Source organism: Microcoleus vaginatus PCC 9802 (assembly GCA_022701275.1).
GTDB classification, from domain to species: domain Bacteria; phylum Cyanobacteriota; class Cyanobacteriia; order Cyanobacteriales; family Microcoleaceae; genus Microcoleus; species Microcoleus vaginatus_A.
The window spans coordinates 1524411-1550601 of the sequence record CP031740.1; the positions used below are offsets into that span (position 1 = coordinate 1524411).

23 protein-coding genes and 2 pseudogenes are annotated in these 26191 nt (G+C 46.0%); 16 read left to right on the plus strand and 9 right to left on the minus strand.

Features of this window, described 5'->3' with window-relative positions; genetic code table 11:
* Positions 1–182 precede the first annotated feature (182 nt).
* The gene (locus D0A34_06290; protein UNU18535.1) at positions 183–1571 is read right to left on the minus strand and encodes an FAD-binding oxidoreductase; all 1389 of its coding nucleotides are present in this window, start codon (positions 1569–1571) and stop codon (positions 183–185) included.
* A gap of 85 nt (positions 1572–1656) precedes the next feature.
* Here D0A34_06290 and D0A34_06295 point away from each other — a divergent pair, with 85 nt between their 5' ends.
* From D0A34_06295 to D0A34_06310, 4 genes and pseudogenes are all read left to right on the plus strand, one after another.
* The gene (locus D0A34_06295; protein UNU18536.1) at positions 1657–3132 is read left to right on the plus strand and encodes a recombinase RecA; all 1476 of its coding nucleotides are present in this window, start codon (positions 1657–1659) and stop codon (positions 3130–3132) included.
* A 429-nt stretch (positions 3133–3561) separates the two neighbouring features.
* Entirely contained in the window at positions 3562–3933 is a 372-nt protein-coding gene (locus tag D0A34_06300) for a response regulator (GenBank protein ID UNU18537.1), read from the plus strand.
* Complete coding sequence (locus D0A34_06305) at positions 3930–5090, plus strand: hybrid sensor histidine kinase/response regulator (GenBank protein ID UNU18538.1); 1161 nt, start codon at positions 3930–3932, stop codon at positions 5088–5090. The genes D0A34_06300 and D0A34_06305 overlap by 4 nt, the downstream gene beginning before the upstream one ends.
* A gap of 559 nt (positions 5091–5649) precedes the next feature.
* Positions 5650–5814 (plus strand): annotated as a pseudogene (locus tag D0A34_06310) (hypothetical protein).
* Between the two features lie 27 nt (positions 5815–5841).
* Here the strand turns inward: D0A34_06310 and D0A34_06315 are convergent.
* A complete protein-coding gene (locus tag D0A34_06315) occupies positions 5842–7365 on the minus strand; it encodes an MFS transporter (GenBank protein ID UNU18539.1) in 1524 nt (507 codons plus the stop codon).
* Positions 7366–7727: 362 nt separating this feature from the next.
* Entirely contained in the window at positions 7728–8579 is an 852-nt protein-coding gene (locus D0A34_06320) for a hypothetical protein (GenBank protein UNU18540.1), read from the minus strand.
* 355 nt (positions 8580–8934) lie between these two features.
* Between D0A34_06320 and D0A34_06325 the strand changes: the two genes are divergently transcribed.
* The 5 genes and pseudogenes from D0A34_06325 (at position 8935) to D0A34_06345 (ending at position 13167) form a co-directional block, all read left to right on the plus strand.
* Positions 8935–9768, plus strand: a complete 834-nt coding sequence (locus tag D0A34_06325; GenBank protein UNU18541.1) for a Crp/Fnr family transcriptional regulator — start codon at positions 8935–8937, stop codon at positions 9766–9768.
* Between the two features lie 124 nt (positions 9769–9892).
* Positions 9893–10561, plus strand: coding sequence for a 2-hydroxy-3-keto-5-methylthiopentenyl-1-phosphate phosphatase (locus D0A34_06330; GenBank protein UNU22195.1), 669 nt, complete (start codon positions 9893–9895; stop codon positions 10559–10561).
* 190 nt (positions 10562–10751) lie between these two features.
* A complete protein-coding gene (gene mtnB, locus D0A34_06335; GenBank protein ID UNU18542.1) occupies positions 10752–11387 on the plus strand; it encodes a methylthioribulose 1-phosphate dehydratase in 636 nt (211 codons plus the stop codon).
* 78 nt (positions 11388–11465) lie between these two features.
* Entirely contained in the window at positions 11466–12503 is a 1038-nt protein-coding gene (locus D0A34_06340; protein ID UNU18543.1) for a patatin, read from the plus strand.
* 225 nt (positions 12504–12728) lie between these two features.
* Positions 12729–13167 (plus strand): annotated as a pseudogene (locus D0A34_06345) (hypothetical protein).
* Between the two features lie 167 nt (positions 13168–13334).
* Here the strand turns inward: D0A34_06345 and D0A34_06350 are convergent.
* Positions 13335–14843, minus strand: a complete 1509-nt coding sequence (locus D0A34_06350; protein ID UNU18544.1) for an SGNH/GDSL hydrolase family protein — start codon at positions 14841–14843, stop codon at positions 13335–13337.
* Between the two features lie 207 nt (positions 14844–15050).
* Between D0A34_06350 and D0A34_06355 the strand changes: the two genes are divergently transcribed.
* On the plus strand, positions 15051–15395 hold the full coding sequence (locus tag D0A34_06355; protein ID UNU18545.1) for a Dethiobiotin synthetase: 345 nt from the start codon (positions 15051–15053) through the stop codon (positions 15393–15395).
* A 157-nt stretch (positions 15396–15552) separates the two neighbouring features.
* The gene (locus D0A34_06360; GenBank protein ID UNU18546.1) at positions 15553–15801 is read left to right on the plus strand and encodes a hypothetical protein; all 249 of its coding nucleotides are present in this window, start codon (positions 15553–15555) and stop codon (positions 15799–15801) included.
* A 254-nt stretch (positions 15802–16055) separates the two neighbouring features.
* Here the strand turns inward: D0A34_06360 and D0A34_06365 are convergent, their stop codons facing one another.
* Positions 16056–16256, minus strand: coding sequence for a hypothetical protein (locus tag D0A34_06365; GenBank protein ID UNU18547.1), 201 nt, complete (start codon positions 16254–16256; stop codon positions 16056–16058).
* 264 nt (positions 16257–16520) lie between these two features.
* On the opposite strand from D0A34_06365, the gene D0A34_06370 reads away from it, so the two are divergent.
* Positions 16521–16913, plus strand: a complete 393-nt coding sequence (locus tag D0A34_06370; protein UNU18548.1) for a hypothetical protein — start codon at positions 16521–16523, stop codon at positions 16911–16913.
* A gap of 108 nt (positions 16914–17021) precedes the next feature.
* Here D0A34_06370 and D0A34_06375 read toward each other — a convergent pair whose 3' ends face one another.
* From D0A34_06375 to D0A34_06385, 3 genes are all read right to left on the minus strand, one after another.
* Positions 17022–17726, minus strand: coding sequence for a glycoside hydrolase (locus D0A34_06375; protein UNU22196.1), 705 nt, complete (start codon positions 17724–17726; stop codon positions 17022–17024).
* A gap of 621 nt (positions 17727–18347) precedes the next feature.
* Positions 18348–18599, minus strand: coding sequence for a hypothetical protein (locus D0A34_06380; protein ID UNU18549.1), 252 nt, complete (start codon positions 18597–18599; stop codon positions 18348–18350).
* Complete coding sequence (locus D0A34_06385) at positions 18596–19255, minus strand: NAD-dependent epimerase/dehydratase family protein (GenBank protein UNU18550.1); 660 nt, start codon at positions 19253–19255, stop codon at positions 18596–18598. Before D0A34_06385 ends, D0A34_06380 begins: the two co-directional genes overlap by 4 nt.
* A 121-nt stretch (positions 19256–19376) precedes the next feature.
* On the opposite strand from D0A34_06385, the gene D0A34_06390 reads away from it, so the two are divergent.
* The 3 genes from D0A34_06390 to D0A34_06400 all read left to right on the plus strand — a co-directional run bounded on the left by D0A34_06390 (position 19377) and on the right by D0A34_06400 (position 24856).
* Positions 19377–20090 carry a DUF1997 domain-containing protein gene (locus D0A34_06390; GenBank protein UNU18551.1) on the plus strand — a complete coding sequence of 238 codons (714 nt, stop codon included), beginning with the start codon at positions 19377–19379 and terminating at the stop codon, positions 20088–20090.
* Positions 20091–20997: 907 nt separating this feature from the next.
* On the plus strand, positions 20998–23169 hold the full coding sequence (locus D0A34_06395) for a response regulator (GenBank protein ID UNU22197.1): 2172 nt from the start codon (positions 20998–21000) through the stop codon (positions 23167–23169).
* 229 nt (positions 23170–23398) lie between these two features.
* Positions 23399–24856, plus strand: a complete 1458-nt coding sequence (locus D0A34_06400; protein ID UNU18552.1) for a response regulator — start codon at positions 23399–23401, stop codon at positions 24854–24856.
* A gap of 145 nt (positions 24857–25001) precedes the next feature.
* On the opposite strand, the gene D0A34_06405 is transcribed toward D0A34_06400, so the two are convergent.
* On the minus strand, positions 25002–25646 hold the full coding sequence (locus D0A34_06405; protein UNU18553.1) for an ATP phosphoribosyltransferase: 645 nt from the start codon (positions 25644–25646) through the stop codon (positions 25002–25004).
* Positions 25647–25843: 197 nt separating this feature from the next.
* Here D0A34_06405 and D0A34_06410 point away from each other — a divergent pair, with 197 nt between their 5' ends.
* Positions 25844–26113 carry a hypothetical protein gene (locus D0A34_06410; protein UNU22198.1) on the plus strand — a complete coding sequence of 90 codons (270 nt, stop codon included), beginning with the start codon at positions 25844–25846 and terminating at the stop codon, positions 26111–26113.
* Positions 26114–26191: the final 78 nt, after the last annotated feature.

The window sequence follows — 26191 nt, forward strand, 5'->3', positions numbered from 1 at the left end:
AACAGTCAGGCGCAGTTGCTATGCTTAGCAAGCCTAAATCCATCAAGCAAACAAAAACTTCTCTTCTTTTCTCTTTCTTCGCGGTCTTTGCGCCTTCGCGCTTCATTAAAAAACAAATCTGGTTCACAAATGAAATAGACCGGGATTAAAGAAAGACCGAACTCCTGACTACAAACTTTAAACTAAATACCGCTTATAAAACGATGGGGGCTCAAAAGATTTTCCGGGTCAAACTGCTGTTTAATCCGGCGCATTAAATCGATCGCACTTCCAGTATAGCCCCAAACATCTAACTGTTGCTTGATGTCGGTCGGCGCTGCTAAAACAGTCAGAAAACCGCCTTTCGCTTCGCACCCCCTGCGTACCTGCAACAGCGTTTGGGCCGTCGCATTATCAAACCGCAAAACCCCCAAACCGCTGCCTGCATGAATCCAAGCGTCCTGTACCGGCAGCTCGTTAATTGCCGTTACAGCTTCCGAGGGTCTGATTCCTATTTTGCAAATAATTGCCGACTTTGTGCCAGAATCCCACATTGTTTCTGGCAATCTTTGCCATAACTGATGCTCATCATTTTCGCAACAGCTAGTGCCTTGCAAACCCAACTTTTCGCCAACTTCCAGCAAGCGGGCTGATTGTTGTTTAACACTTTCTGCTATACTTTGAAATCTGACGATTAATCCCGTGCCCTTTCCTAAGCCTAATTGTGCTACTAAATCAGGTGACACCAAATCAACGGCTGTCGGAGTCAAAGCAGAGGATAATAAGATTTGAGCCGTTTGGGACAAAGCATTAATTTCCCCTGTCAGCACTACGGTTCCCGATGATTCAGGCAGGGGATAAACTCGGAAAGTTACTTGAGAAATGACGCCCAAGGTACCGTAAGCACCAGTAAACAGTTTCATCAAGTCGTAGCCGGCGACATTTTTAACAACTCGACCTCCGGCTACCGCAATTTTACCGTCCGATCGCACAAAGCTCATTCCCAACAGCAAATCGCGAACCCCGCGATACCGATGCCGTAAGGAACCCGCATCAGCAGTAGCGACAATGCCGCCCAAGGTTGCCTGTTGCGGATATGCTGGGTCGATCGGCAAAAATTGACCTGCTGCTGCTAAAATTTGCTGCAAATCAGCAAACTTCATCCCCGCTTCTGCAGTCACGGTTAAATCGCCCACAGCGTGCTGTACAAGTCGATTGAGGCGCGAAGTGCTGACAGCCACAAGCCCCGCTGCATTAGGAGATACCCCTAAATCCCCCTTCAAAAGACCCACTTTCAGTGAATTCTCCCTAGGGGAGTCAAATTTAACTAAACCGCCCCAATCAAGTTTGCTGCCACTGCCACAAGGCAAGACTGCACAGCGAGTTTGGTGTGCCCAAGCAATGACAGCCGCCAGTTCTTCCTGAGTATTCGGGTAAACGGTACAATCTATTTTCGTGTCGGGGGCAACTGCTTTTTCTACCCGTTCTTGCCAACATGGCTCTGTATCTTGCCAGCGACAGATGCCAGCGGTCCCGACAATACTTTCTAATTCTTGTGTGCTAACGTAATTTTCGGTAGAAAAAGATTTCATGAAGGTTATCAGACGCCCGGTAAAAAAAATTATCAAAACACTGCCTAAAACCATTAAATATTAATACGGGGCCGATATTCAAAACATGAAAAAACAAATGTCTCAAAACCGACTTTCTGTGGGAATTACCGGTCTCAACGAAGTGATTTGTGGCGGTCTGATACCTCAACGCTCTTATCTGGTACGCGGCGGCCCGGGTACTGGCAAGACTACACTCGGCTTTCACTTTTTGGCCGCAGGTGTGGCTTTGGGAGAAAAACCACTGTTCATTACTTTAGGAGAACCGGAAGCGCAACTGCGCGCCAATGCTCAATGGCTAGGTTTTGACATCGAAGCGATGCCGTTCCTCGATTTGAGCCCCTCCTCAGAATTTTTTACTGAAGTTCAGACTTATGACATTTTCTCCCCCTCCGAGGTAGAACGAGAACCGACTACCCAAAAGATTATCGAACAGGTACGGGCGGTCAAACCCGATCGGGTGTTTTTGGACGCCATAACTCAATTTCGCTACTTAGCTGCGGATGAGTTCCAATTCCGCAAGCAAGTTCTATCTTTTCTGCGCTTTTTAGTCGAAGGGGGGGCGACGGTAGTCTTCACCTCCGAAGGCACTTCAAGTGCTCCCGACGACGATTTGCAATTCATCAGCGACGGAGTAATTTATTTAGAACTGCGCCCTGAAGGACGCACCCTGTCTGTCACCAAGCTGCGAGGCTCTAACTTCCGCAGCGGCCGCCATTCGCTCCGCCTGAGTCAGACTGGTATGGAGGTATTTCCGCGATTGCTGCCGGACAATTATCAGCAGGAGTTTGTCGCCGAACCCATTTCTTCGGGCATTCCAGAAATGGACGAACTGCTGCACGGTGGATTGGAACGGGGTACTGTGTCGGTGATTAACGGGCCTAGCGGCGTTGGTAAAACGACGGTGGGCATTCAGTTTATGAAGGAAGCTGCAGGAAGGGGGGAGCGATCGGTAGTTTACATTTTTGAGGAGTCAACTTCTACTCTGCTGCGCCGCTGCGAATCAGTTAACATCCCCGTTGGGGCGATGATTGGGCAAGGAAGTCTTTCGGTGATACCCGTGGAACCTTTGCTGTACTCGCCGGATCAGTTTGCCTGTATGGTACGCCAGGAGGTGGAGCAGGAAAAGACGCGGATTGTGATGATTGACAGTATTTCTGGCTATCAGCTTTCGATGCAGGGGCAAGATTTGGTGCACAATTTGCACGCTTTGTGTAAGTATCTGAAGAATATGGGAGTCACCGTTATCTTAATTAATGAGGTAGAAGCCATTAGCGGAGATTTTCGGCTGACCGAGATCGGGATTAGCTATTTGGCGGATAATCTTCTGTTTATACGCTATCTGGAACGTCACTTGCACGATCGAACAGAAATCCGCAAGGCGATCGGAGTAATTAAAAAACGAGTCAGCAATTTCGAGAGAAGTCTGCGAGAACTCGATATTACTCGCTACGGCATCAAAGTGAGCAAACCGATACGGGGGCTGCGCGGCATTTTGAGTGCGGCGCCGGTGTGGAGTGAGGAGGGAGCGGATGAAGATTGAATCGGTGTTTGTCGTGTTGTTTTTGGGCAATTGCAGCTAATTTTGCAGTCGTGAATCTACTAATTAGTAGGGGCGCACCTCACCACTAGCTTTAGTGCGCGCACCGCGCACCTCACCACTCGTCTAAGTTCTGGAAAACTTAAATATATTGGTAAATTTGTGTATTTTTCGACTTTTAGAGCAGTTTTCGCTTCTATCAAATACAGTATGGCCACAGGGCGCGGGGCCGTGTCCCGTGTCAGATAATCTGTACTTCACTCAACTGAAAACCAATGTAATCCCTCGCCGAAAAGTAAGCTAATACCAGAGCAAAAAAGAATCCAACTTTAGACCACCTCCCAACCCATATATAATCAGTCACTCCCCATTCTAAAATCTAAAATCTAAAATCTAAAATGGTTATAACCCCTATTCACAGGAAGCTGATAAATGACTGGCACTTCAATAATTTTAGCCGTAGACCGCAATCAGCGCAACTTGGAACTATTAGCACAATTTCTCAATAAAGAAGGATACCAGATGATCGCGGCTTATAACTTTGAAGATGTTGCACAAGCTATCAGTCAGCCTGCTAGGATCGGGATGGCTTTAGTAGATATTTCTGGTTTCGATCGCCGGATTTGGGAGTGCTGCGAACACCTGCGAAATCACCAAATCCCTTTTCTGATACTCTCGCCCAAACAAAGCGCGGCTATTCAGCACGAAAGCCTCTGCCACGGTGCTCGGAATATGTTGGTAAAACCTTTGATCGTTAGAGATTTGCTGGGAATTGTTCACAGCTTGCTAGGAGAACCTGCGTGAGTCAAATTTTATTGCTTGTCGAACAGAAAGAAAATCGTCGCTTGTTATTAGAATGGCTAGCAGTTTACTATGAGGTATTGCTGCCAAACTCAACCGAAAATAGTGAGGATTTTTTACCATTTAATCAATCTTTTGACCTGGCGATAATTGACGGTCTTGCCCTGAAACGCCACTGGCAATGGGTGGCCGCCCAAAAAGAGGCCGAACACCCGGTATGCTTGCCTTTTCTTTTGATTACCTCCCGATCGGATGTAGGGATGGCAACGCAATTTATTTGGCAAAGCATTGACGATTTGATTATCGCTCCGATCGAGAAGATCGAATTGCAAGCGCGGGTGGAGATTTTGCTGCGATCGCGCCAGTTGTCTTTAACTCTCAAATTGTCTCACGACCAACTCGATCGCACTCTGCAAACAGCCCAGGAACTCAACGAGATGAAAACATCTTTGCTGTACATGATTGCCCACGACGTTCGCAATCCTTTGAATTTCATCATCGGCACTACACAACTTCTTAGCAAGTACAAGTTGACATTAACAGATGAGAAACAACAAGAACTTCTAGACAAAACTCAAGCCGCCGCAAAAGGCATAGATTTGTTATTAGATGATGTGCTGCTGCTGGGGCGTGTTGAGTCAGGCAAAACCGGGTTTTCCTTGCTACCGATAGACTTAGCAAAGTTTTGTAATGAGTTGGTAGGGGAATTTCAGAACAGCCTGAAGTTGAAACCTGAAAATGACCGGGTGACGCTGATTTTTGTAAATCACAATCCATCCGCGATGGCGTGTTTGGAGGTAAGCTTGATGCGGCGCATTCTGGGAAATTTGCTGTCAAATGCTATTAAGTATTCTCCCCCAAATACCGAAGTAATCTTTGAATTAAAACTTACTGAAACCGACGCAATTTTTTCTGTACAGGATGCAGGAATTGGCATACCTGCCGCCGACCAAGAACGGCTGTTTAATTCATTTTACCGGGCTAAAAATGTCGGTCGAATTCCCGGTACTGGACTGGGGCTGAGCATTGTTAAAAAATGCGTGGACTTGCACGGTGGCGAAATTACTTTGATCAGTGAAGAAGGCGTCGGCAGTACATTTACCGTAACGCTGCCGATCGCAAAACCTGCAAAAAAGCAAATCTCGCCTGCAAGGTCTTAAACTAGATGCAGGCATTATCTTGGGATATTCATCGATGAATTTGACGCCCGGGTGAGGCTATACGTGGTAGTGTGACCATGAGATTTCTCCTCAAAAAACTGAAGAAAACTCTCGCTCTTTTACAACGCCAGAATGTGAAGAACCCTTAACAGCCGCTCGTCAACTGCTGAAATTGAGCATCGCCGTTCCAGAAGCGATTGACGAGCGGGAGAATTGGCGATCTTTTCTCAAAGCTCGATCGGCCTCGTAAAAAATGTTGAACGCACCAAAAAATAATTAGATATAATACAAAACTTATCCCGATTTGCCAGACTTTATATTTCTGAAAAAAAGCGACCCAACAACCGTCACATCTTAGAGGATATGATGAGCATTTTAACACTTTGAGAAGGGTTTATAGACTCTTTTATGAATTATTTTGGGACTGTTTTTAATGATCGAGTAGTTATTACAGATGTGGTGCCGGCGTCTTATACTCTCCCCGAAGTGACAAAAAATGGCTCATGAGAGCAAACGCGACATCCCTTTGTCGGCACACTACATATAGTGTGCCGACGTAATTCCTAACTTTGATCTAAAAGAGGGCAAAATTTAACTTCAGTACAACGGGACGGAAATTGATTTTGCAGAAGAATTGGTGCAGTTATGCGTAGCCAAAAACGACATCGTACTGGGGTTGGACTCGCCTTTTATGCGAAAATTTACAGACTCTGCATTTGTCTGAGCTAAGTTAGCCTTTTGTGCCGTACAATCAATCAACTGTTGAAGACCGATCGCCTGAGCTTTCAGGCGCAGAGCCCAACTGTTCAACTATTAATGGTTGAAACCTGATATCTCCAGGTTCAATAGCCACTCTTCTCCACCAAGCGGGCAACAAGAGCAGCCAAAACTTACCCAAAGACACAGAACGCTGCTCGCGAACAACAACCAAGGGCAGGAGAGCCGCCAGTCGTAAGACGGCTGAGAGGGCAAACACTCCTGGCAAGCCACCGAGATTGGTCAAAGTGGCGATAAAGCCACCAAGGGTGATTCCCATTGCCCCAGTGACACCAGGAACCGCCGCCGCGATCGCAAAGTAAAGGGACTGATTGCGTAGTGGTGTCACCGACATCATCAGATTACCACTGCACAGGTCGATCGCCGCCCACGTTGCACCGCCGATGATGTGCAACAGCGGGAACCAGACCCATATAAAAATTGGAGCCGTTCCAGCTTCTAGCCAGAGCACAGGGGTCAGAGCCACCAAGATTCCCACTACTATCATGATCGGGCGGTTCCCAACCCGGTCAGCCAGTTTGCCCCAAAAAACCAGCATCAGTAAGTTAGCACCCGCTCCTAAGCTGTTGTAGAGCGTTACCACACTGACATCTATACTTAGGTTATCCAGCAGATAGAGGTTAAAGAAGGGAGCGCTGACGTTAACGGCAAAGCTCCATAGGCCAGAGTAAAGCAAAAACTTTAAAAAATTGGCTTCCTTGAGAAAGCTAAAAATTGCCCCTATGGATGATTTTTCGCCTATATCTGAATGCGTGACGTGTACAAGCTTTGGGTTCACATCGGTCATAAAGAACTGACAACCTAGACTGATGATGCCAAGCACAATTCCTAAAACCAAGATGGCACTGTAACCTTGGAGCCTTCCACCGGGCCAGCTCGATACCACTAGAGCCAGCAACGGCACACCAATGAGATTCGTCAAGCTGACAGCACTATTGCGAAAGCCAAAATACCGCCCGCGCAACCGCTGAGGTACTAAAACCGCCAACCAGCTCAAGAAGGAAGCACGACCTAAAGATTCTAAGACTTGAGTTACCCAGATGATTGCCAATGTCAACTGCACTACCTGATGTCCAGCGAGCTGAAATGAGCCTCCCAACCACATTGCTGGCACGAGAATCAGCCACAGCACTCGCGACAGTCCGAAAATCCAGAGGGAATACCAGTGGCGGCTCTGCAGTCGGTCTCCTATATAAGCTCCGAACGGTTGGAGCAGATTTACCAGTTGAGGAATGGAGGCGAGCATACCAATTTCGACTGGGCCAGCCCCCAAATCCAGCAAGAAATTACTGAGCAACGCGCCGCCGATGATGCTGTAAAAAAGCGTAGCGAAGACACTCTCCAAAGTTAGTGCTCTGAGGCTTGACCGAGTTTCCGGTTTGGAAAGTTTTAGAGGCGGAGTGGTCAGAAGTACCGTCTCTGGTAAGGCTATATCCTCTTGGATTTCCTGAAGAGGGAGAGGATTCGTTCTATAATCTTCTTCTTGTGTTTCGAGCATACTGAATAGCCAATAGATGAGCTGCTACGCAGGTTAATTGTATAATATAAGATTAAGTATTTTAAGGAACCCAGCCAGAGATGCCAGCTAAAAATTACCTCTCTAAAAAGCCAAAAGAAAGATTACTTAAATAAATTAGGGAAAATAAGAATGCCCAAATTAGAGAAAAATTATTAATTGCATTATTAATAGTTAATCAATAAATAGCTAAGTTTTTATAAATTTTATATGCGACAGTAGGTTACTGGATTTTTCATGGTGAACCCGATAAAATAGAGAGTTTTTCAGATGGAAGAAGTCAAGGGAAATTTCGGAAACCCACCTCTTGGTATGAATAAAGGTTGCTAAAAATGGGAACAAACTCAAAGTTCTAAAGGAGCAAGAGCGTTCAATAATTCTTCTAGGATAAATCGCAGCACAGATTGAGTTGCTAATATTAAACCCAAGCGGGATTGGGCGAGTTTGGGCTGTTCTATTTTAACTTTACCCCAAATTCGGCACTGGCTGTAAAAAATCTGAAATGCTTCGCTCAAACTATTGGCTAATTTGAAATAATTGACAGGTTTTTCGCGGTTCTTTACCTCAAAAGTAGGATATAAATTGTCTAGCACTGTTAACAGTTGCGATATTAAACTGCGTTCTGCTGGATGCACTAACCGCAATCGATCGCCCTCGTCAATCCAAGGGATAGGATTTGGACTCGCTAGGGACCAAATTTGCGGCGCTGTAGTCACATCGGGCTGGGCGATCGAAATTATGCGATCGCGGTGGGCCATTCGCAGCAGGGAACAGCAGCGCGCGTGGCTGTACTGAATGGGAAACAGTCGATCGGCTGACACAACAGGAGATAATATTCGAGATTCTGGAAGTGGGAGGTTCGTTTGAGCTAAACGCTGCAACCAGACGGCTAAACCTGCATCAGTCAACTCCATCTCGATAATTCCCGCCGGCGCTACTTTAACGGCGAAATCAGGGTAGCACAGCGGTTCGAGTGTTTCGGCCAACTGTGCCGCGATTGTCTGCGGTGTCTGCTGCCAAGTTTTAGTCAATTTCAGAGCGATCGCAGACACGTACAGCACCCGCGCGCTATCTTTACTCCGATTTAACGGAATTTCTCCGAGTGTTCCCTGCTGGGCGATCGCGCTTTGGAACTTGGAAAGCAAGAAACACTTCAGTGTAACTTCCGGGTACTGCGAGATATTTGCTGTATCCATATCGGCTGATCCTACGGTAACAGCGACGATCAACTGTTACCACTTGCACTGTTCTTGTACGTTAAACTGCTGATGTCCGAGATAGTCGCTCGGCTCCCCGGGGCGGGGCTACATCGAATTAATGTGCTTTCTAGCGATTTGTTTGCTAGCTATACAATAATTTACGACAAATTTTTTGCTGAACTCTACCATTTTGATGTATTTTTTGCTACATTGAATTTTTCGGTAAAACACAGAAAAGTCAGCATAGTTAAGAAGCGTGCAAGCTTGATCGGGGGTTGGTTGTCTCACTTTGTATCGCACTGCTGGCAGAAGCTGTTTTTCTCACTATTAAATATATCCCAGAGCCTCACTTATGCAATCAACTTCCACACCTCTAGAGACTATCGATCGACCTTTTATCACTTGGCAGCGAATTATCGACTGGGCGCAGGAACACTACCGCTGCCGGACTTTTAGCAAAGATGAGCGGATTCCCGCAAGACCCGGACTGCTCTATTTAGTGCAGAAAGGTTCTGTGCGGCTCGTAGGCAACGCTCAAGTTAGCGCAGCAGCGGCGAAGTCAAAATCCGCTGATAAAACTACAGAAGAAGCTTTTTTGGGCTTCGTCGGCGCCGGTCAGCCATTTGAACTGGTTGCTCAGTCTCCGTTTACTCTCCAAGCTTACGCTCATGCCGATCAAACTCACGTAGTGTGGATGTACTGGCACGACTTGGATAATTGGCCTCACTTTCGTAGGGAAATTTTGGATGCGTTTCGCTACCAGCACCAGCGGAAACTTCTCTGGCTTAGCACTTTGGGACAGCGCCGGACGATCGACCGACTGTTGGGATTTCTCACTTTGTTGATCGAGGAGTTCGGCGAACCTTACGTAGGTGACGGCGAACCGGATGTGGTTCGGGGCTACCGGCTGCCTTGGGCCTTGACTCACGCTCAAATTGGCAGCGCGATCGGCTCAACGCGGGTGACGGTGACGCGCCTGATGGGTAAGTTGCGATCGAAAGGTTTGATTAATACTGAGGATGATAATTTAATCTGTTTGCCGGCTAAGTCTAACCCCCAAAAGACAAAAAACCAACAGCAGGACGTAGAAGATTCCTTGGAAGATTCCCTGGAAGATTCCCTGGAAGATTCCCTGGAAGATGAAGATTCCCTGGAAGATGAAGATTCTCTCGAAGAATCTGCATAAAATCCTGCGGGAAATTGCTAACAAACAGCGCGTCACTATTAGTTTTGGGCAGTCGCGCTCGATCGCTCGACAGTGTACGATGAATTGTGTAAACTTTTCCCGTTCTCGAAAGGTGCGACTGACAATGACCGATGACAAGCAAAAATCTTCAATCCCGAACAATCAGCAACGGGTGGTATTCTGCGACTTTGACGGCACGATAACCGTTGAAGAAACTTTTGTGGCAATGCTCAAGCATTTCGCACCGGAATTGTCGTCTCAACTAATGCCTGAAATATACGCTAGAAGGCTGAGTTTGCGCTCGGGAGTGCGGCAGTTATTAGAGTCTATTCCTTCGGAATGTTACGGGGAAATTGTGGAATTTTCTAGGGGAAGGCTGATGCGGCCGGGATTGTTGGAATTGCTGGATTTTTTGGACGAGAAAAAGGTAGATTTTGCGATCGTTTCCGGCGGTCTTCGGATTATGGTAGAGACGGTAATGGGCGATTTGGTAAACCGGGCGAGCGTTATTTACGCTGTGGATGTGGACGCTAGCGGCCCTCGGTTGCAAGTCAATTCTGAGTTGGAAGGAGATGAGGAATTGGTGTCTAAGGTGCGGGTGATGGCGCAGCACCCCGCCGAGGAACAGGTGGCGATTGGAGATTCGCTGACGGATTTTAATATGGCTTTGCACGCTTCGTCGGTGTTTGCGCGCGATCGGCTTGCCGAGTATCTAGACGAACAGCAAAAGCCTTATACTAAATGGGATAATTTTTTTGATATCTTGGAAAGTTTGTCCCAGAAATGGAATTGAAACTCTAGTAGGAATTGCGACCAAAAAATCGCACTATGCGGTATGGGTATTTAGTAAAATGCTGATGGCTCACCCTACGTTGAGAGCTATATGTATTGGTAAACTTTGCAGGGATTACCCTACCTTTAGATAGACCAGCGCAATTCCTATTAATGTAAAAAGTAGATAAAAAACTGAGGAATTATAAAGAATGAGTGGCGATTTGAGATCGGATTTAATTGCAGCAGCAAAACATTTTTACGATCGCGGTTGGATGGTTGGGACTGCTGGCAATCTTTCAGCCCGCTTGCCAGATGGCAGTTTTTGGATTACTGCTAGCGGCCGCGCCAAAGGGCAGTTAACTGAACAAGATTTTATCAGAATGAACTCAGACGGCGCAATTGTCGAGCAACCTGTTGCCGACAGCCGCCCTTCGGCCGAAACCAGCATTCATTTAGCCGTTTACAATTGTTTTCCAAACGCTAAAGCTTGCTATCACGTTCACTCTATCGAGGCAAATTTAGTTTCTCGGCTAACAGTAGGGGATGCCGTGCCTTTACCCGCGATCGAAATGCTGAAAGGTTTGGGGGTGTGGGAGGAAAAGCCCCAGGTGGCGATACCCCTATTTGCAAATTATTTGGAAGTGCCTAAAATAGCCAAGGAAATTCGCGAATTCTTTGCCGTTTCAGCGGCGTCTGTACCCGCTTTATTAATTCGCGATCACGGCATCACAGTCTGGGCAGACTCGCCAGCGGCCGCCTACAATTACGTAGAAATTGTAGAATACATTTTTCGCTATACGATCGCAGCTCGCCAATTAAATTTAGATTTGAGATGGGAGAGCTGAGATTGAGCGGTGCATGAATTCGGAGGCTTGGGAATTTGAGATTAGGAAACGAGCAAACATCTAGAATAGGCAACAATAATGGCTAAATATACCAGAATTTTATCCATAGATGGAGGGGGAATTAGAGGGATTATTCCGGCGCAAGTTGTAGTTAGCATTGAGTCAATGCTGCAACAAAAAAGTGGCAACCCGGAGGCGAGAATAGCTGACTATTTTGATTTAATCGCGGGTACAAGTGCGGGAGGAATTTTAACTTGCATCTATTTGTATCCTGACGCCAAAAATCCCACCAGACCTCGGTGGTCGGCCGAAGATGCTGTTAATTTTTCGATTGAGAGCGGCCGCGACGTTTTTAAGAGTTCATTGTGGCAAAAACTCAGATCTATAGACGGTTGGATAGATGAGAAATATCCCGGCGAGCGCTTAGAACAATTCTTATTGGAAAACTTTGGAGATTGCCAACTCAGCCAACTGCTGAAACCTTGTTTAATCTCCAGTTACGACATCGAAAGGAGAAAAGCTCACTTTTTTGATCAAATAGATGCTAAACAATATCCAGCCGAAGACTATTTGATTAGAGATATCGCCAGAGCCACATCTGCAGCTCCCACTTTCTTTGAACCTACCAAAATCCGCTCTTTGACCAACGAACCCTACGCTTTAATTGACGGGGGAGTTTTCGCAAACAATCCCGCACTTTGTGCCTATGCAGAAGTTAGAAATAAATTCAGAATTCCCGACGATCGCCATGATAAAGGCCCGACAGCAAAAGATATGGTAATTTTATCGCTGGGGACAGGAGAAGCTCAGAAAAAATTTCCCTACGAAGAAGCGAAAAATTGGGGTCAAGTTGAGTGGGTTCAGCCTTTGATTAATATCATGATGACGGGAGTTGCTGAAACTGTAAATTATCAACTAATCCAAATTTATGATGCGGTTGAAAGACCCAATCAATATTTGAGAATTACTCCAGATTTGAGCCACGAAGAAGAGCCGCTGCCGATTGATGATGCCTCGGAAGAGAAGATATCCGCACTGGTGAAAATTGGCAAGGCTCAAGCCGAAAAGTATAAGGAAAAGTTGGATAAGTTTATCGACTTATTACTTGCGGAGTAGTCCTAGGGTTTTAGATTTTAGATTTTAGATTGGGAAATGAGTGAGGATTACCACAGAATCAATCACTGCCAATCTAAAGTCTAAAAAGGTAGAGTACACCAACCGCAGGGCAAGCCGACTGAAAATATATGTTGACAAATCGTGCAATAATTGCTGTAGGATTGCCGAAAATCTCTATGTGGCAGTGCTTCGCCCTGTTTGCAATTAATTGCGAGCCCTCAGTCATTGGTTAAAAAATACCAAGAAAAGCGCGATCGACATTTAGATGAAACCTTCAATAACAGGTGGTTTCAAAGGTTTTTTGTGACGTTGTTCCTGGGCGACAAAGTGCTGCTACGCATACTAATCGGCAAAATTGACCGCCGCAAAATCATGGAACATTTAGTAACAGTAGGCCTGGATTCTTTCCGATCCCTGCAGCTAATAGCCTTGTTTGGCGGCATGATTTTTACATTTCAATCAGCCAGAGAATTGGTGCGCTTTGGGGCGGTTGGGGTGATGGGAGGTGCTTTTGCGGTGGCATTTTGCGACGACGCTGGGCGGAGGCAAAGGAGTAGGCAAAGCTGCCACGGCGGCGGTGGTAACTTCTTGGGTGTTGATTTATGTGGCGGGTTTATGTTTATCGCTGTTGATGTTTCACGAGTTGGGAATTTCTAGAAGTTGATAATCTTGGCGATTATAGCCGGAGTCAGGAGTCAAGATGCTTAAATATTAAGGGTTTGAACAATCATCAACGCCCTACGCCGCCAAGGCGACTGCTATAAAATCAACATGAAGATTTTTTAAACCGCAGATGAAGGCAAATAAACGCTGATGCAATTTGATCAGCGTTTATTTGCCTTCATTCGCTGAGCTCTGCGGTTTAAGACTCTCAACTTTAGATGGTAGATTGGAGAAAGGAGGGCGATACACTCGAATTGCCTGAATAGGCACTTTCCCATCTGTTTCGGGGACGATTTCGAGGATGTGTTTGGAGTTGCTCAAATTCTGAGCCAATGTTGTAGAATACTCGCGGCTTGCATCTGCAATTTGTGGAGGAACGTATGAATCAACAAACATTGGTCGCACCTGCCAGGAAATCTCAAAGCCTTTAGGCGTCGGTTTTTTAGAGTATTCATAAGAATTTTTCAGCCACCAGTTTCTCGGTTCAATCACGACGCGGCCAGAGTTTGAGACAAACATTTCGTCGTTTGTACCGCTGCCGTCGTAACCTGTTTTAGAACCTACAACGTCAAATTTAAACTTGCTGGCGTCGCTGTTAATCTCAGTAATTACGGCTTTCCAATCTTCGACGATTAGCGGTTTTTGGCTGGATACTTGGAGAATAGCGGGCCAAGGAACGCCAAGGCTAGCGCTAGGTCTGGTGATGCTGTAAAGTTCAGGAAATTCTGAGGGTTTTTTGCCGTCGATCGCAATTCTAGCAGACACTGCCTTGCCGTTGAAGGTTTTATCGGCGATCGCATCTATTCTATTTCCTTCAAATTCTAAAACCAACTTGCCATCTTGCCACTTAACATCCCTGCCAACTGTATAGGTTTTCACTAAATCCTGCGGCGGTTGAAAAGAATTTGGCTTGTATCGCAGGTGCGGTTTTATAAGAGCAGCTAGGAGAAAATTTCCCCAATCATTGAGGTGAATTTCATCGTTCAATAGCTGTTTGGGCTGCAAGCGATGATCTTTCAAATACCGCATCCAAGGTTCACGAATTTCGGCGATTTCGCAGCCGTATTTATCGGCTAACTCCGGCAGCCATTTAGTAGAATGAGTGTTGTGCCATTCGTATCGGCTGACTGAATTTGGATCGTCGCTGTTGCCTGTCGGCATCCAGTCGATGTGGTCTGAATGCAAGAGTATTTCGCTAGCAGTGCGGCTGCGGACATTGGCAATTATGGCTTCGTAATCTTCACCGCCTCCGTAGACGTGAAAAATTAGCAAGTCTGGATAAAAAGGATACAAATCGTGTTCGCTGGGACGAATTAAAATCGGGGCGGCAAATCCTCCGATTGCCCGATTTTCCACAATCAAATCTGCATTGGGAAATCGCTGTCTCAAATCCTTCACTACATCTTTCCACCAATCTTGTTCTGTGATGGATTGACCGTAGAATAGGATACGCACTTGGCGGCGGTCTGTTGGAGTGCTAGCTGCAAGTAGCCCCATCGTCCTTTGAATCCTCGCTCCAAAAGTAGCATTATTTTCAATAGGAGCGGGTGGGGGGAATGGCGTATCAGCCGCTATTTTTTTGATGAGCGGAACTAACAGAAAGCTCAGACACAAAAAAAGCAGCCACAAGTAGCGATAAATCTTGAATTTTCTGCTATTTCCTTGGTGTTTTGCCATTGTTTTATTTTTCCCTGTCCGTTTCACTTCGCTCAAGGCGACTGTGGGATGAATGCTACGCCTCTAATCAGTAGCTGTAGCGTGCTTATGGGCGCACCTCACGAGTAGCTGTAGTGTAGGCTGTATGGAAATATATTACCAAATTGAGCGCGACAAAAAGTGATATAATGCCAGCTAATTAATTGCAGAAGATCGATCGCACGTCAAATGGATTACAAAACAGCCCGCAGTTTTCTGATCGACCAAGGAACCGCCCTGGAAACCAAGAAAAATCCCGACGCCTTCCTGATGCGTCTCAAACAAGGTCAGCCCCCCGTGCCCGGACAGGTGACATCGATTTTATTAGCTTTAAAAATATTGTTTGAAGGGCTGCAAGAATCTCCAATGCTCGATCGACAATTGATCTCGGCACTGCATTTACTGTCCGTAGAAGGTTTGCAGCAATTTGAAGCTGGACTCGGCAGAGGAGTTTCTTGGCCACCGCTGCTGAAGGAAGACTTAAATCGAATTGCGATCGCAGTCAAGAATATCTTTTCCGGCGTCTGGCAATAATTAGCTCGGCAACCACCGCTCCCGATACCCACCGCCAGCATACTCAACTATTTATCCATTTTTTGTAAAATTTTCTGTTAATTTTGCTACCTTTACCCTCGAAGTGTGGCATCTTAATATAACAATCGGTTCTAACAAGCAATTGGAGAAACTACTCATGAACGCAGAAGAAAAAGCTAGACAACTAATTGCACGAGAAAGGCAGCATAGCGAACACTTGCAAGACTCTATGCTCAACCGTTCTTCCCACGAGCTAGAAACACCTAGCGAAGGAATTGCTGAAGAAAAAGCCAGAGAATTAATGGCTCAAGAAAGGCAGCACAACGAACACCTGCACGACTCTATGTTAAGCCGTTCCTCCCAAGAGGTAGAGGCATCGAACGCACCCGACGACACTCACAAATAAATTTTGTTAACACAAGACTTACGCACACACACCAAGAAACCGGGTTTTTATACCATTTTTCATACCCTAACAAAGGGCTGTAAAAATGTTCTTGTGTAAACAGCCAGGTTTCTGCGTCCCGGAAGAGTTCAGTAGAGCAAAACTCAACTCAAATCGAGGAGAATTTTAGGTGCAATCAAAACAGCCCCTGCTCGGTTTGCAGGCGCTATCACAAATCTCCATGCGCCATATATAGCAATAGAAAATGCCAAGTTCTACTGCTCGCCCAAGCTTTCGAGGGATGCCAAAAGAGCTGGCAGTCCGGCCAAGGTAGCAGACACCAAAGCCTCATCTTTGTAAACTCGCGATCGGAGAATACTGGTACTTTTAGAGGCAGAGGTGAAAGAGTCTCGGCGTTGGGAATTTCCGGTTTCAACCCGCTCTAAATTTTTTGTTTCTCGGGTCACGCAAAACATAGCAGTATCCTCGCAGTATCGTCAATTAATCCCTAATATGCGCCCGTAAAATTTTTAAGGCTTTGCTGGATATTTTTATTATTACTCAGATAGGTAACAGAGATGAAATCATGAAATAATTATTCAGGATAGGCAGGGATAAACTTAAACCGTATAACAACTTTTATTAATTTCTTACACGGCGCTTTTGTTTAAGCCGATCGCCCACAGCGACTCAGCCACCAGGCAGCAAAATCACCGATTTTACAAGAGGAACGCGGATCAATGATGCTAACTCTTAGTCCACCAACAGTTATAAGTCAAATCAAGCCGACTGTCGAAATCTTGCGCGACGGAGACTACCGCTACCGAGACTCCTTTGCGATAGATCGACCTTTCAGAGAAGTCCAATTTCGCAAACAAGACAGATACATCACCGGCAGCGATTCAGACAAACGCACTGGCAAAAGTTACTGCTTCCGGGGCATCCCCCAGCACAACAACATTATTAACATCACGGTAGCGATCGAAATTTCCCCAAAAACAGCCCAGAAAACCGAGTGGAAATTAGCACCGGGAAACCCCATTAATTTCGACAAGCTTTATCCGCTGCAAGCTGGATCGGGATTAGAATTGTACAAATGTTTGACAGCATTTTTACCCAAATTGAAGGATTAGTTACTCGTTACTTCTTAGGGGTTATTTTTTAATCGCTTTGGCTTGTTAATAACCAATAACAGTCGTTAACAGTTAACCGTCAACCATCAACAGCCAACATTTAACTCCCTAAGAACCAGCATTTTCCAATTCTTCCCGCAGCATTTCCCGGTAGACTTTCGGCAAACGAGAACTCATAGAATTGTTCTCAATTCCATATCCCAAACTCGTCCAAGTTCCTGAAAGCATCCGCAATACCTCAGTTAATCTTTCCTGCCGCAACATCTCAGGAATATCAGCTTTCCAAAACTTGCGATCGCTCAACCAAGCATAAACCACAGCATCCTGATCTTCTGGTTCAAAACTGTAATCTTCCCAGAATAAAAAATTAGCACGACGCGCCTGATAGCGCTTAGCCTTCTCCTTCCAAGTCGTAGTCAGAAATTGATACCTGCCCGCAGCGGTAGTACACTTGCCTCGATTCGGGCCATTAACAATCTTCACGCACCAGTCAGGATGGCGGCTCAAATCTAATATATATTTGCCACCGTAAACAACGTGATAAGGGCGAGAAACATTCGACTCGCTAGCAGAAATAGTACGCATCAGCGCCCGAATGTAAGGATCGCCCGTTTTCATAGCCAGCGGCGGAAATTTTCCCACCCCGCTTACCGACTCCGACAACTGCTGATTTCCCCGCAAACTGTCAACCAAAAAAACACCGCCGCCAATCACAGCGCCGATTAAAAGTATAAATCCCAGGATTTGAATCTCTGATCGCCTCAGCAAACCTCTTTTTCGACGGCCCAATTTCTCAGATTCCAGCAAAGTCATTTCCATTTCCGAAATTTCGGCTAATTTGCGAGCCACCCGCATCCGGCGCACCCGAAAATCGTATTGATATAGGGGGGCCGCTAACAGCGTTAAACTCGATAAAACCCCCGCCAATTTGAGCAGCCAGAAATCTAATTCACCCGCTATGGCAACATTTGTTAGAGTAGATATTCCTGCTAGTAACTGAGCCGGAGCGATCGATCGCGCGGGCCAATAAAAAATCGCAAGTTGCACCAACAGCGACAGATTAAAGGCAAAAAAAATCACTACAACAGCATTCAAGCCTTCTCGCAAGTGCGATCGAATACCTGTGTGCCTGCGCTTGAACTTGCGCGCAACGCGCCAGCGCCCCGGCAGCATAATTAGTAAGGGATTTAAGATTTTGACGGCGAACAAGTGAAACACAAAAAACAAAGGCAACTGAATCAGCCAAGCCGCCAGCAGTAGAGTCAGAAAGCCGATATCGTCGCTGACAAAAGGAATGCCCCTGCGAAGGACAAAACTAAAACTCTGAGCGAGAGCAAATGCCCTTAACCACGAAATCGGATAGGGGAACCAAGCTGGCCACTTGAGAGTTTTCATGCTGGGAGAACGAAATTTTAAGGGCGAATCGTAAAACTATTAAGATTTTGCCAGATTTGGCGATCGGAAAATTCTTGTAGGGTGCGTCAGCCCAAATCTTTGACCCAAATCACATCTTGCACCATTCTCGATAAGCCTTTTTTGGGCGGGCAGGATGCCCACCCCACAAGAAAATGCACTTTTTGTGGAACAGGCATCTTGCCTGTTCTTGACAATGGTGCAACATCTCAGATCCAAATCAAAGTGTTTTTGGTCTAACGCACCGAACCCAAGCGAGGCTAATTCAATCAAATCACACTGGCAAACAACTCCTCAAAACTCTTTTGCGGAGCCTCTGACTTCGCCACAATTTCCACAACCTTGTTGCGAGAAGTCGGCTGAAACAGCGCCTCCACGCACACTTGGGCTACCTTGGTGCGGGGAATGCTGCTCTCAAACATTTTGTCGGCACCAGTCATGACGATCGCATCTGAATTATCCTCATTTTTGAGACCGCCCGGACGGACGATCGTATAAGTTAAGCCGCTTTTTTGCAAATATTCCTCGGCTTGCTTCTTCCAAACCAGAATCAGCCAGAACAAATTCAGCGGGTGAAAAAACTGAGAGACGCACAGAGAAGTCACAAGCACAAAATGCTCAATGCCCTTAGCCTTAGCTGCATCCACCAAATTTTTAGTACCTTCCAAATCCACCTTGTAAGGCGCTGTCGGGTCAAAACCAGGGGCCGCCCCTGTCGCGCACAGCAATACCGTACTATCGCCGATGGCATCGCCCAGGGAAGTTGCATTTAATACATCCCCAGTCACTAACTCAGCCTCCGGTGGTAAAATTTGTCTAGCTGTGTCTAGATTTCGGACTAAGGCGCGCACGGGAATACCTCGCTTGACCAATTCTGCGACGATGCGGCGGCCAGTCTGACCTGTGGCTCCTGCTACAAATGCTTTCATAAGTCGAGTTATGCTGAATTAGGGTAAGTTTTGTTACTATCAATTTCTCAATTGTAGGGAGGAAACTCCCTTAACACATCCCCAACCCGATCGATTGGCGTGTATAACAGGAGAGCATACAATGAGGCAGGATTCCGCTGAATATCAAACTGTTGAAGCTTCTGACGAAAATTACTACCCAGATGCGAGTTTCCGAGAGCCCGAAAGTGGAAGCGCGGATGCAGGAGAGGAAGTTGAGCCGATTTGGTTTCACACGCATTTTGAAGACAGCATGGAGATGTACGCCGATGCGGAGACGGTGGCCAACCATTTGAACAACCACAAGACTTGGTTTTGCCAGTGCGCTTCGCCGATGAAGGCCCAGCCGCTCGGAGAAAACGGCTATGATTTATTAATCGGGCGTTTTGGGGCTTTCGGCTACCGTGTTGAAGCGAGAATTGGTTTAGAGTTGCTGCCGCCTGACGCTGAAGGCTGCTATTTGATTAAGACTATTCCGGTTCCGGATTATACCTCGCCTGGGTATGAAGTGGATTTTCGATCGGCAATGAAGCTAGTGGAGATACCCTCTCAGGAGTTTGCCGCCGATTGGCCGAGCTCGGAACGTGCTAAGCTGCCGCCTGCGATTACCATTACTACCTGGAAGCTGGATTTGGCTGTGGGGGTTTGCTTTCCCAAGTTTATTCGATCGATGTCTCAACCTTTAATAGAAAAAACCGGCGATGCGCTTTTGGAAAAAATCATCAAACAAGTTAACCGGCGCTTGACTTATAAAACTCAGGTTGTTTTTCACGAAAGTTTGGGCATTCCTTTTCCGAAAAATCCTAAGAAACATTAACCATACTTACGCTCTAACCTGTACTGCATTTAAATTGTATGTTAAGTGCGGGCTTTCCAGCCCACCCCACAAGAGTAAAGATTTATTTTACTCTGCAATTTAAATGCGGATTAGCTTAACTCACATTTGTAGGGTGTGCACTGCACACCTTACTCATAAGTGCGATCGTAATAACTCATACCATTGTAGATTTTAGACTTCGGCGTGAGCGCTCAGTCGCACAATTTTAGATTAAATTATTGGGAATAACTGATTGTGTATGGGTTGGGAACACGACCCTACAGTTGCTTTTTTGAAACTGATATCACTGTCTCCGGGTGCTTATGGCGCGCCTTATGCCTATGTTTTTGAATCCAACACTTGCTTGAGGAGTTAATCCAAATAACCAAGTTATTGCTAATAAAATTTAAGGGTAAGCTCATGATTGCATTTGACATATAGCAATCCTTGCAGGAGTCGTAAATTTTTTACCCCACCCCAACCCTCCCCGAACCCGCTCGCTGGGAAGTAAGAAATTCACAAATGATGCGAGGATTGCTATATGCTGATTTCTTATCGCCGGAATTAGTTTTGATTATGGGTCAATTTAGCACAGGGTTGGACACAAGAGTTTCAAGTTAGATGCCATCAAGTTCGACAGCATTGTTATTAAAAAATTCTGCTTCTGTCATAAGAATTTCCCTCCTTATTACCTGATGATTAAGCAATGTAGCCAACGCAGATCAAAGGTGGCTCCGATCGCCCACGGAAACCAGCAAGTGTCTCAGATCACAAGGCCGATCGATCGCCCTCACTGCCAAAAAACCTAAAATTATGTCAAATTAAGTAAAGGGTGATCGAAGAAGTCTTGCCATATCCGTAGAAAGTTATGACAACAAAACTAAGAGCTACAGAAAAAAAAATGGAGATAGACTCGCAGCAATGGAGGGCCGACCAAGAACTAATTCTCAATCAAGTAGACAATGCGATTGCTCTGTTCGACTCGTCTGACTGCTTAGTTTTGTTTAACAACAAATTGGCCCGAATCTGGGAACTGTCCCCAGAATGGCTGGCAACAAAGCCGAAGTGCCACTTGCTGTTTGCGGAAATTGTCGATCGGGGTTACTTGTCTGTTCAACAGTGGCAAGAGTTTCAGCAAGCCCTCGAAAAATCTCAGCGTGAAAGTTTATCATTTTATTTCGAGCAATCCAATGCGGTTTGTTTGGAGGTGTGCGCCACGATTACCAACAGCGGCGGACGGCTGTTTACTTTTAGAGATGTGACGGTATACCAAAACTCCCAAGCTAGCTTGAACGCAGAAGTCAGGCGGCTGAGCTTTCTTTTAGGTTTAACCGAACGCCTGCAAAAATCTGACAGTTTGCAAGAAATAGGTCAGTTTGCCCTCACCTATCTAGTAGAGGCAATGAATGCTGCTTTCGGAGATGTCAAGGTGATTAGCGGCAAGGGAAACGATCGCCAAGCGACGGGGATTTGCAACCAAATTTCTACTCAATTTCTGGCTAGTTACGGGGAACCCGTAGTTGCAGGAATGCAAGAATTGCTCGACAAAGGCATTCCCTACGGCATCGGTTTGCTGTGGGAAGTGGTCAAAACTGGTAAACCTTTGCTTGTCGAGGATTATGCCCAGCATCCCAATGCCGTGCCGGAATTTCGGCATGTGGCAATCGGACAACTGGGCATCTTTCCGATCGCAGCTACCAACGGCACGATCATCGGAGTGCTGACGCTGGAGTCCCGCAACATCAAAAAACTGCAAGCCGCCGTCCACCAAGAAGTGCTGGAGGCTGCTTGCCGGACTCTGGGGGCAGCGATTGAGCGGGCTCAGACACAAGAGAACCTGCGCCAAGTTAATGAAGAATTAGAGTATTCTTCTCAGTTGAAATCTGAGTTTTTAGCCTCAATGTCTCACGAATTGCGGACGCCTCTCAACAGCATTCTCGGCTTTTCTGACTTGCTGCTGCGCCAAACAGCCGGACTGTTGAGCGATCGACAAATCAACTATGTAGAACTGATCGAAAAAAGCGGCCAGCACTTGTTGCAGCTAATCAACGATATTCTCGACCTGTCTAAAATTGAAGCGGGGAAAGTAGAACTCAATTTACAGCCGGTTCGCGTTCACGAACTCGCGACAGACTGTCTCAAAATGATGCAGCCACGGGCAGACAAAAAGCGAATCGGTTTGTCTTTAGAACTCGACTACCGCATTACTAAAGTTTTGCTCGACGAACGGCGAGTGCGACAAATTGTAATTAATTTACTTTCCAATGCCATCAAATTTACCCCTGAACAGGGACAAGTTAAACTCACCGGGCGTCTCGTCTACGGCAGTGAAATAAACAGCGACTACCGGCCGGATTGTTCTCCTGTAAATGCCAGCACTCCTTATTTTTGTTTTGAAGTGAAAGACTCCGGCATCGGCATTCCTCAAGACCGCTGGCACTTGCTATTTCGACCTTTTCAACAGGTGGATTCTTCCCTGACTAGGCGGCACGAAGGTACAGGTTTGGGTTTGGCTTTGACTAAGCGTCTGGCAGAATTACATGGGGGGACTGTTTCTTTTCAATCGGTTTGCGATCGGGGAAGTCTTTTCCGCGTTTGGCTGCCTTTGACGGAGATGCGTCAACAGTTGGGAAACTTTGCTTCTTGTGCTTTGGACTCGAAATTAATCCCTGCTTGTGCGATTGCTTTACCAATTGGCAGCAAGCGGATTTTGGTTGTCGAAGACCAGCCTTTTAACCAAATGTTAATTTCTGAAGTGATGGAATTGGAGGGGTACGGGGTAGAGATACTCGCGGATGGGAAGGCGATGGTCGATCGTATTCTCGCCACCTCTGCTGCCCCGGAGTTGCTGCCGGATTTGATTTTGATGGACATTCAGTTGCCGGATGTTGACGGCTTTGAGTTGATGCGCCGAGTTAAAGCCAATCCTGTCTGGGAGTCGGTACCGATGATTGCGGTGACGGCGATGGCGATGCCCGGTGACCGCGATCGATGTTTGGAAGCTGGCGCTTCTGCTTATTTGAGCAAGCCGCTGGATTTGAATTTGACGATCGCTACTGTCCGTTCTTATCTGGGCTAACAATAATTATTTGTAATTCCAGCGCAGCCATTTATTATAATTGATAACAAGAAAGGTTAAACTCAATAGTAGATAAATATCTATAGGACTGGCGCACACTTGCCTCAGAAACCCGGTTCATACGAAAAATATCGAGTTTAGTAACGAGAAAGACACGAATTAACCAGTTTTCGAGCTTCCACACGCGCCAGTCCCGAGCTAAATTCAATAAATTCAATATATATATTCGATGTCAAACAAGTCGCCCTGCATCATGTTGGTTGATGACGAGCCAGCTAATCTGACTTTACTGGAAGAGTTATTGCACGTGAAAGGATACGCCACAGTATCGGCACAATCTGGCCATGAAGCCCTCTCTCTGGCCCGCGCATCTCGACCGGATTTAATTTTACTAGATATTATGATGCCGGAGATGAACGGTTTTGATGTCTGCGAGATCCTGCGGAAGGATACGGCATTGCAAACTGTACCCGTGATTTTTTTGACCGCCCTCGACGACGATTCCTCTCGCCTCAGAGGGTTAGAAATGATGGCAGACGATTATTTGACAAAGCCTTTTAACAGCCGTTTGTTGCTGGCGAAAGTTGAAAATATTTTGCAGTTGAGTCAAATGCGATCGCAAGCTGTATCTTCCCAATTAAACCAGCAAGTCAAAGAGCAAAGCAAGCGTCAAATCGCCGCAGCTTGGGAGGCAAACGAATATCTTTCAGAAAAATTTCAGCTATTTGTGCCGGAGCAACTTCTCGAACGAATTGCACCGCAAGGAATAGAATCTATTCAGTTGGGCAATGTCACAGAAGAAGAGCTGACTATTTTATTTTGCGACATTCGCGGCTTTACTACGATCGCCGAATCTCAACAAGCTTGCGAGACTTTTGAATGGTTGAACGCTTTTTTTACTCAAATGAACGATTGCATAACGTCTCATGGGGGGTTTATTGACAAATACCTAGGCGATGCAATTATGGCGGTATTTGACAAGCCGAATTCTCACGCTATGGATGCGATCGAAGCCGCAGTAGCAATGCAAGAAACTTTGCAAGATTTTAATGCCAGCCGCCATAAATACAATTTAGAATATCCCGTCAATATTGGTACGGGAATTAACACAGGTATCGGCATGATCGGTACTTTGGGTTCCGATCGCCGCATGGACTCTACAGTCATCGGCGATGTCGTAAATACAGCTTCTCGGTTAGAAAATTTAACTAAAATATACGGTTGCCAAATTATTGTTAGCGAAAATGCGATCGTTCATGCAAGAGAATTTCTAAATGGCATAAGTCTGAGTTCACACTCAAAAGAAAGTCTATTATTAAAGTGCGACTTGGAAGTGGAAACACAGGAGAGTATTATTTCTACTTCTGGGGCGACTGCGGCAGGCAGCTATTCGCCAAGCAACAATTATTACTATCGCTGGATCGATCGAGTAACCCCGCGCGGCAAGCAGCAAGCTATAGAAATCTACGAAATCTGGGCCGCCTCCTGTCCCGACTCAGAAGCAAAGCAGCTTACCCAGGGTTTATTTGACAAAGGAATTCAAGGATGGCAATCCGAAAAAATTGTCGCCGCCTTGGGATATTTTCAGCAACTAATCGAACAAAATCCTGCGGATACCGTTGTCCGTTTTTATATAAATCGCTGCCAGGAAAAACTAGGTTTTATACCGGGAAATAGCACTTCCTAAAGATTTAACTTTTAGGGCGAGCTACAAGCCCACCCTACAATAGTTTAGACTTATTGCAAAAGTCCCCAGCTATCCTGCGTTGCGTCTGTGGTTTCCCTATTAATGAAAGATTTATCCAATAAGTCTACTCTAATTGGAGTTAGCATCAAACAGTCGTCAAAACTTGCTCTCTCAACTTCCCGATCAACTCATTCACACCTCCAGTATTCAAACGGTAACTCAGAGGATGACCGATTAAATAAGCTGAACTTTCAAATAAAACATCAATTTCCACCAAACCATTTTCTCGCAAAGTTTTGCCAGTAGAAACCAAATCCACAATTGCCTCCGACATACCCGTAATCGGTCCCAACTCCACAGAACCGTAAAGCGGCACAATTTCCACCGGCAAATTCAAATTGTGAAAATATTCCCTTGCACAGTGTACGAACTTAGAAGCAACTCTACCGTGAGGAGGCAAATCCACAGTTCGTCGATAAGAACTAGATTCCTTCACCGCCACCGACAGCCGACATTTGCCAAATTTTAAATCAATTAAATTGGCAACTTTCGGCTTTTTTTCCCGCAAAACATCATAGCCAGCAATCCCCAAATCCGCTTGACCGTATTCCACATAAACCGGCACGTCGTGCGTCCTTACTAGCAAAGCTTTGGCAGTACCGGTCGGGTCATATATTTGAAGTTGTCGGTTAGAGGAATCGAGAAAAGCACTGAAGTCTAATCCAACCGATTTAAAGAGGCGAATGCTATCTCCTAACAATCCGCCTTTGGGAAGTGCAACAGTAATCATGTCAATTTTTAGAGGGTAAATTGCTCAATTTTGGAAGGGGCGATCTCGGCACAAGCATAAACAGCTTTTACCAAACTCAGAATAACACATAGAGTTCCTAGCGGAAAATAAATTTTGGGTATTGCTCGATCCTTTGTTTGAGGATATATTATATTTAGTAACTTTTTAGAGAGTCACATTTTTAAATGGCGGTCAGTATGGAAAAAAATCAAGAGTTTGAGAGTCAAGAATTTGACGGAGAATGTCACAGTGTAGACCCGGATTTCCTGAAAATTACAGTAGATGAAATCCTCTCAGGCGGCGGTCTAGAGGCCGAGGAAATGGATTATACAGTAGCCGTACCTACCGCTAACCACGCCAGCATCCCCAGGGTAACAGGCTTCTCATCTTATGTGAAATCAAGCGTGTTCGATCGCGCCCCCCGATCGCAGTTTGCAGAAAAACGCGGAACGCTGGGAGGCTGTTAATCTAAAATCCTTGCAGAGGCTGGTGCAGAAAACGGGCCGATCGCGCGTTAGCGAAGCCCTCGAAGAGGCTCGTCATTC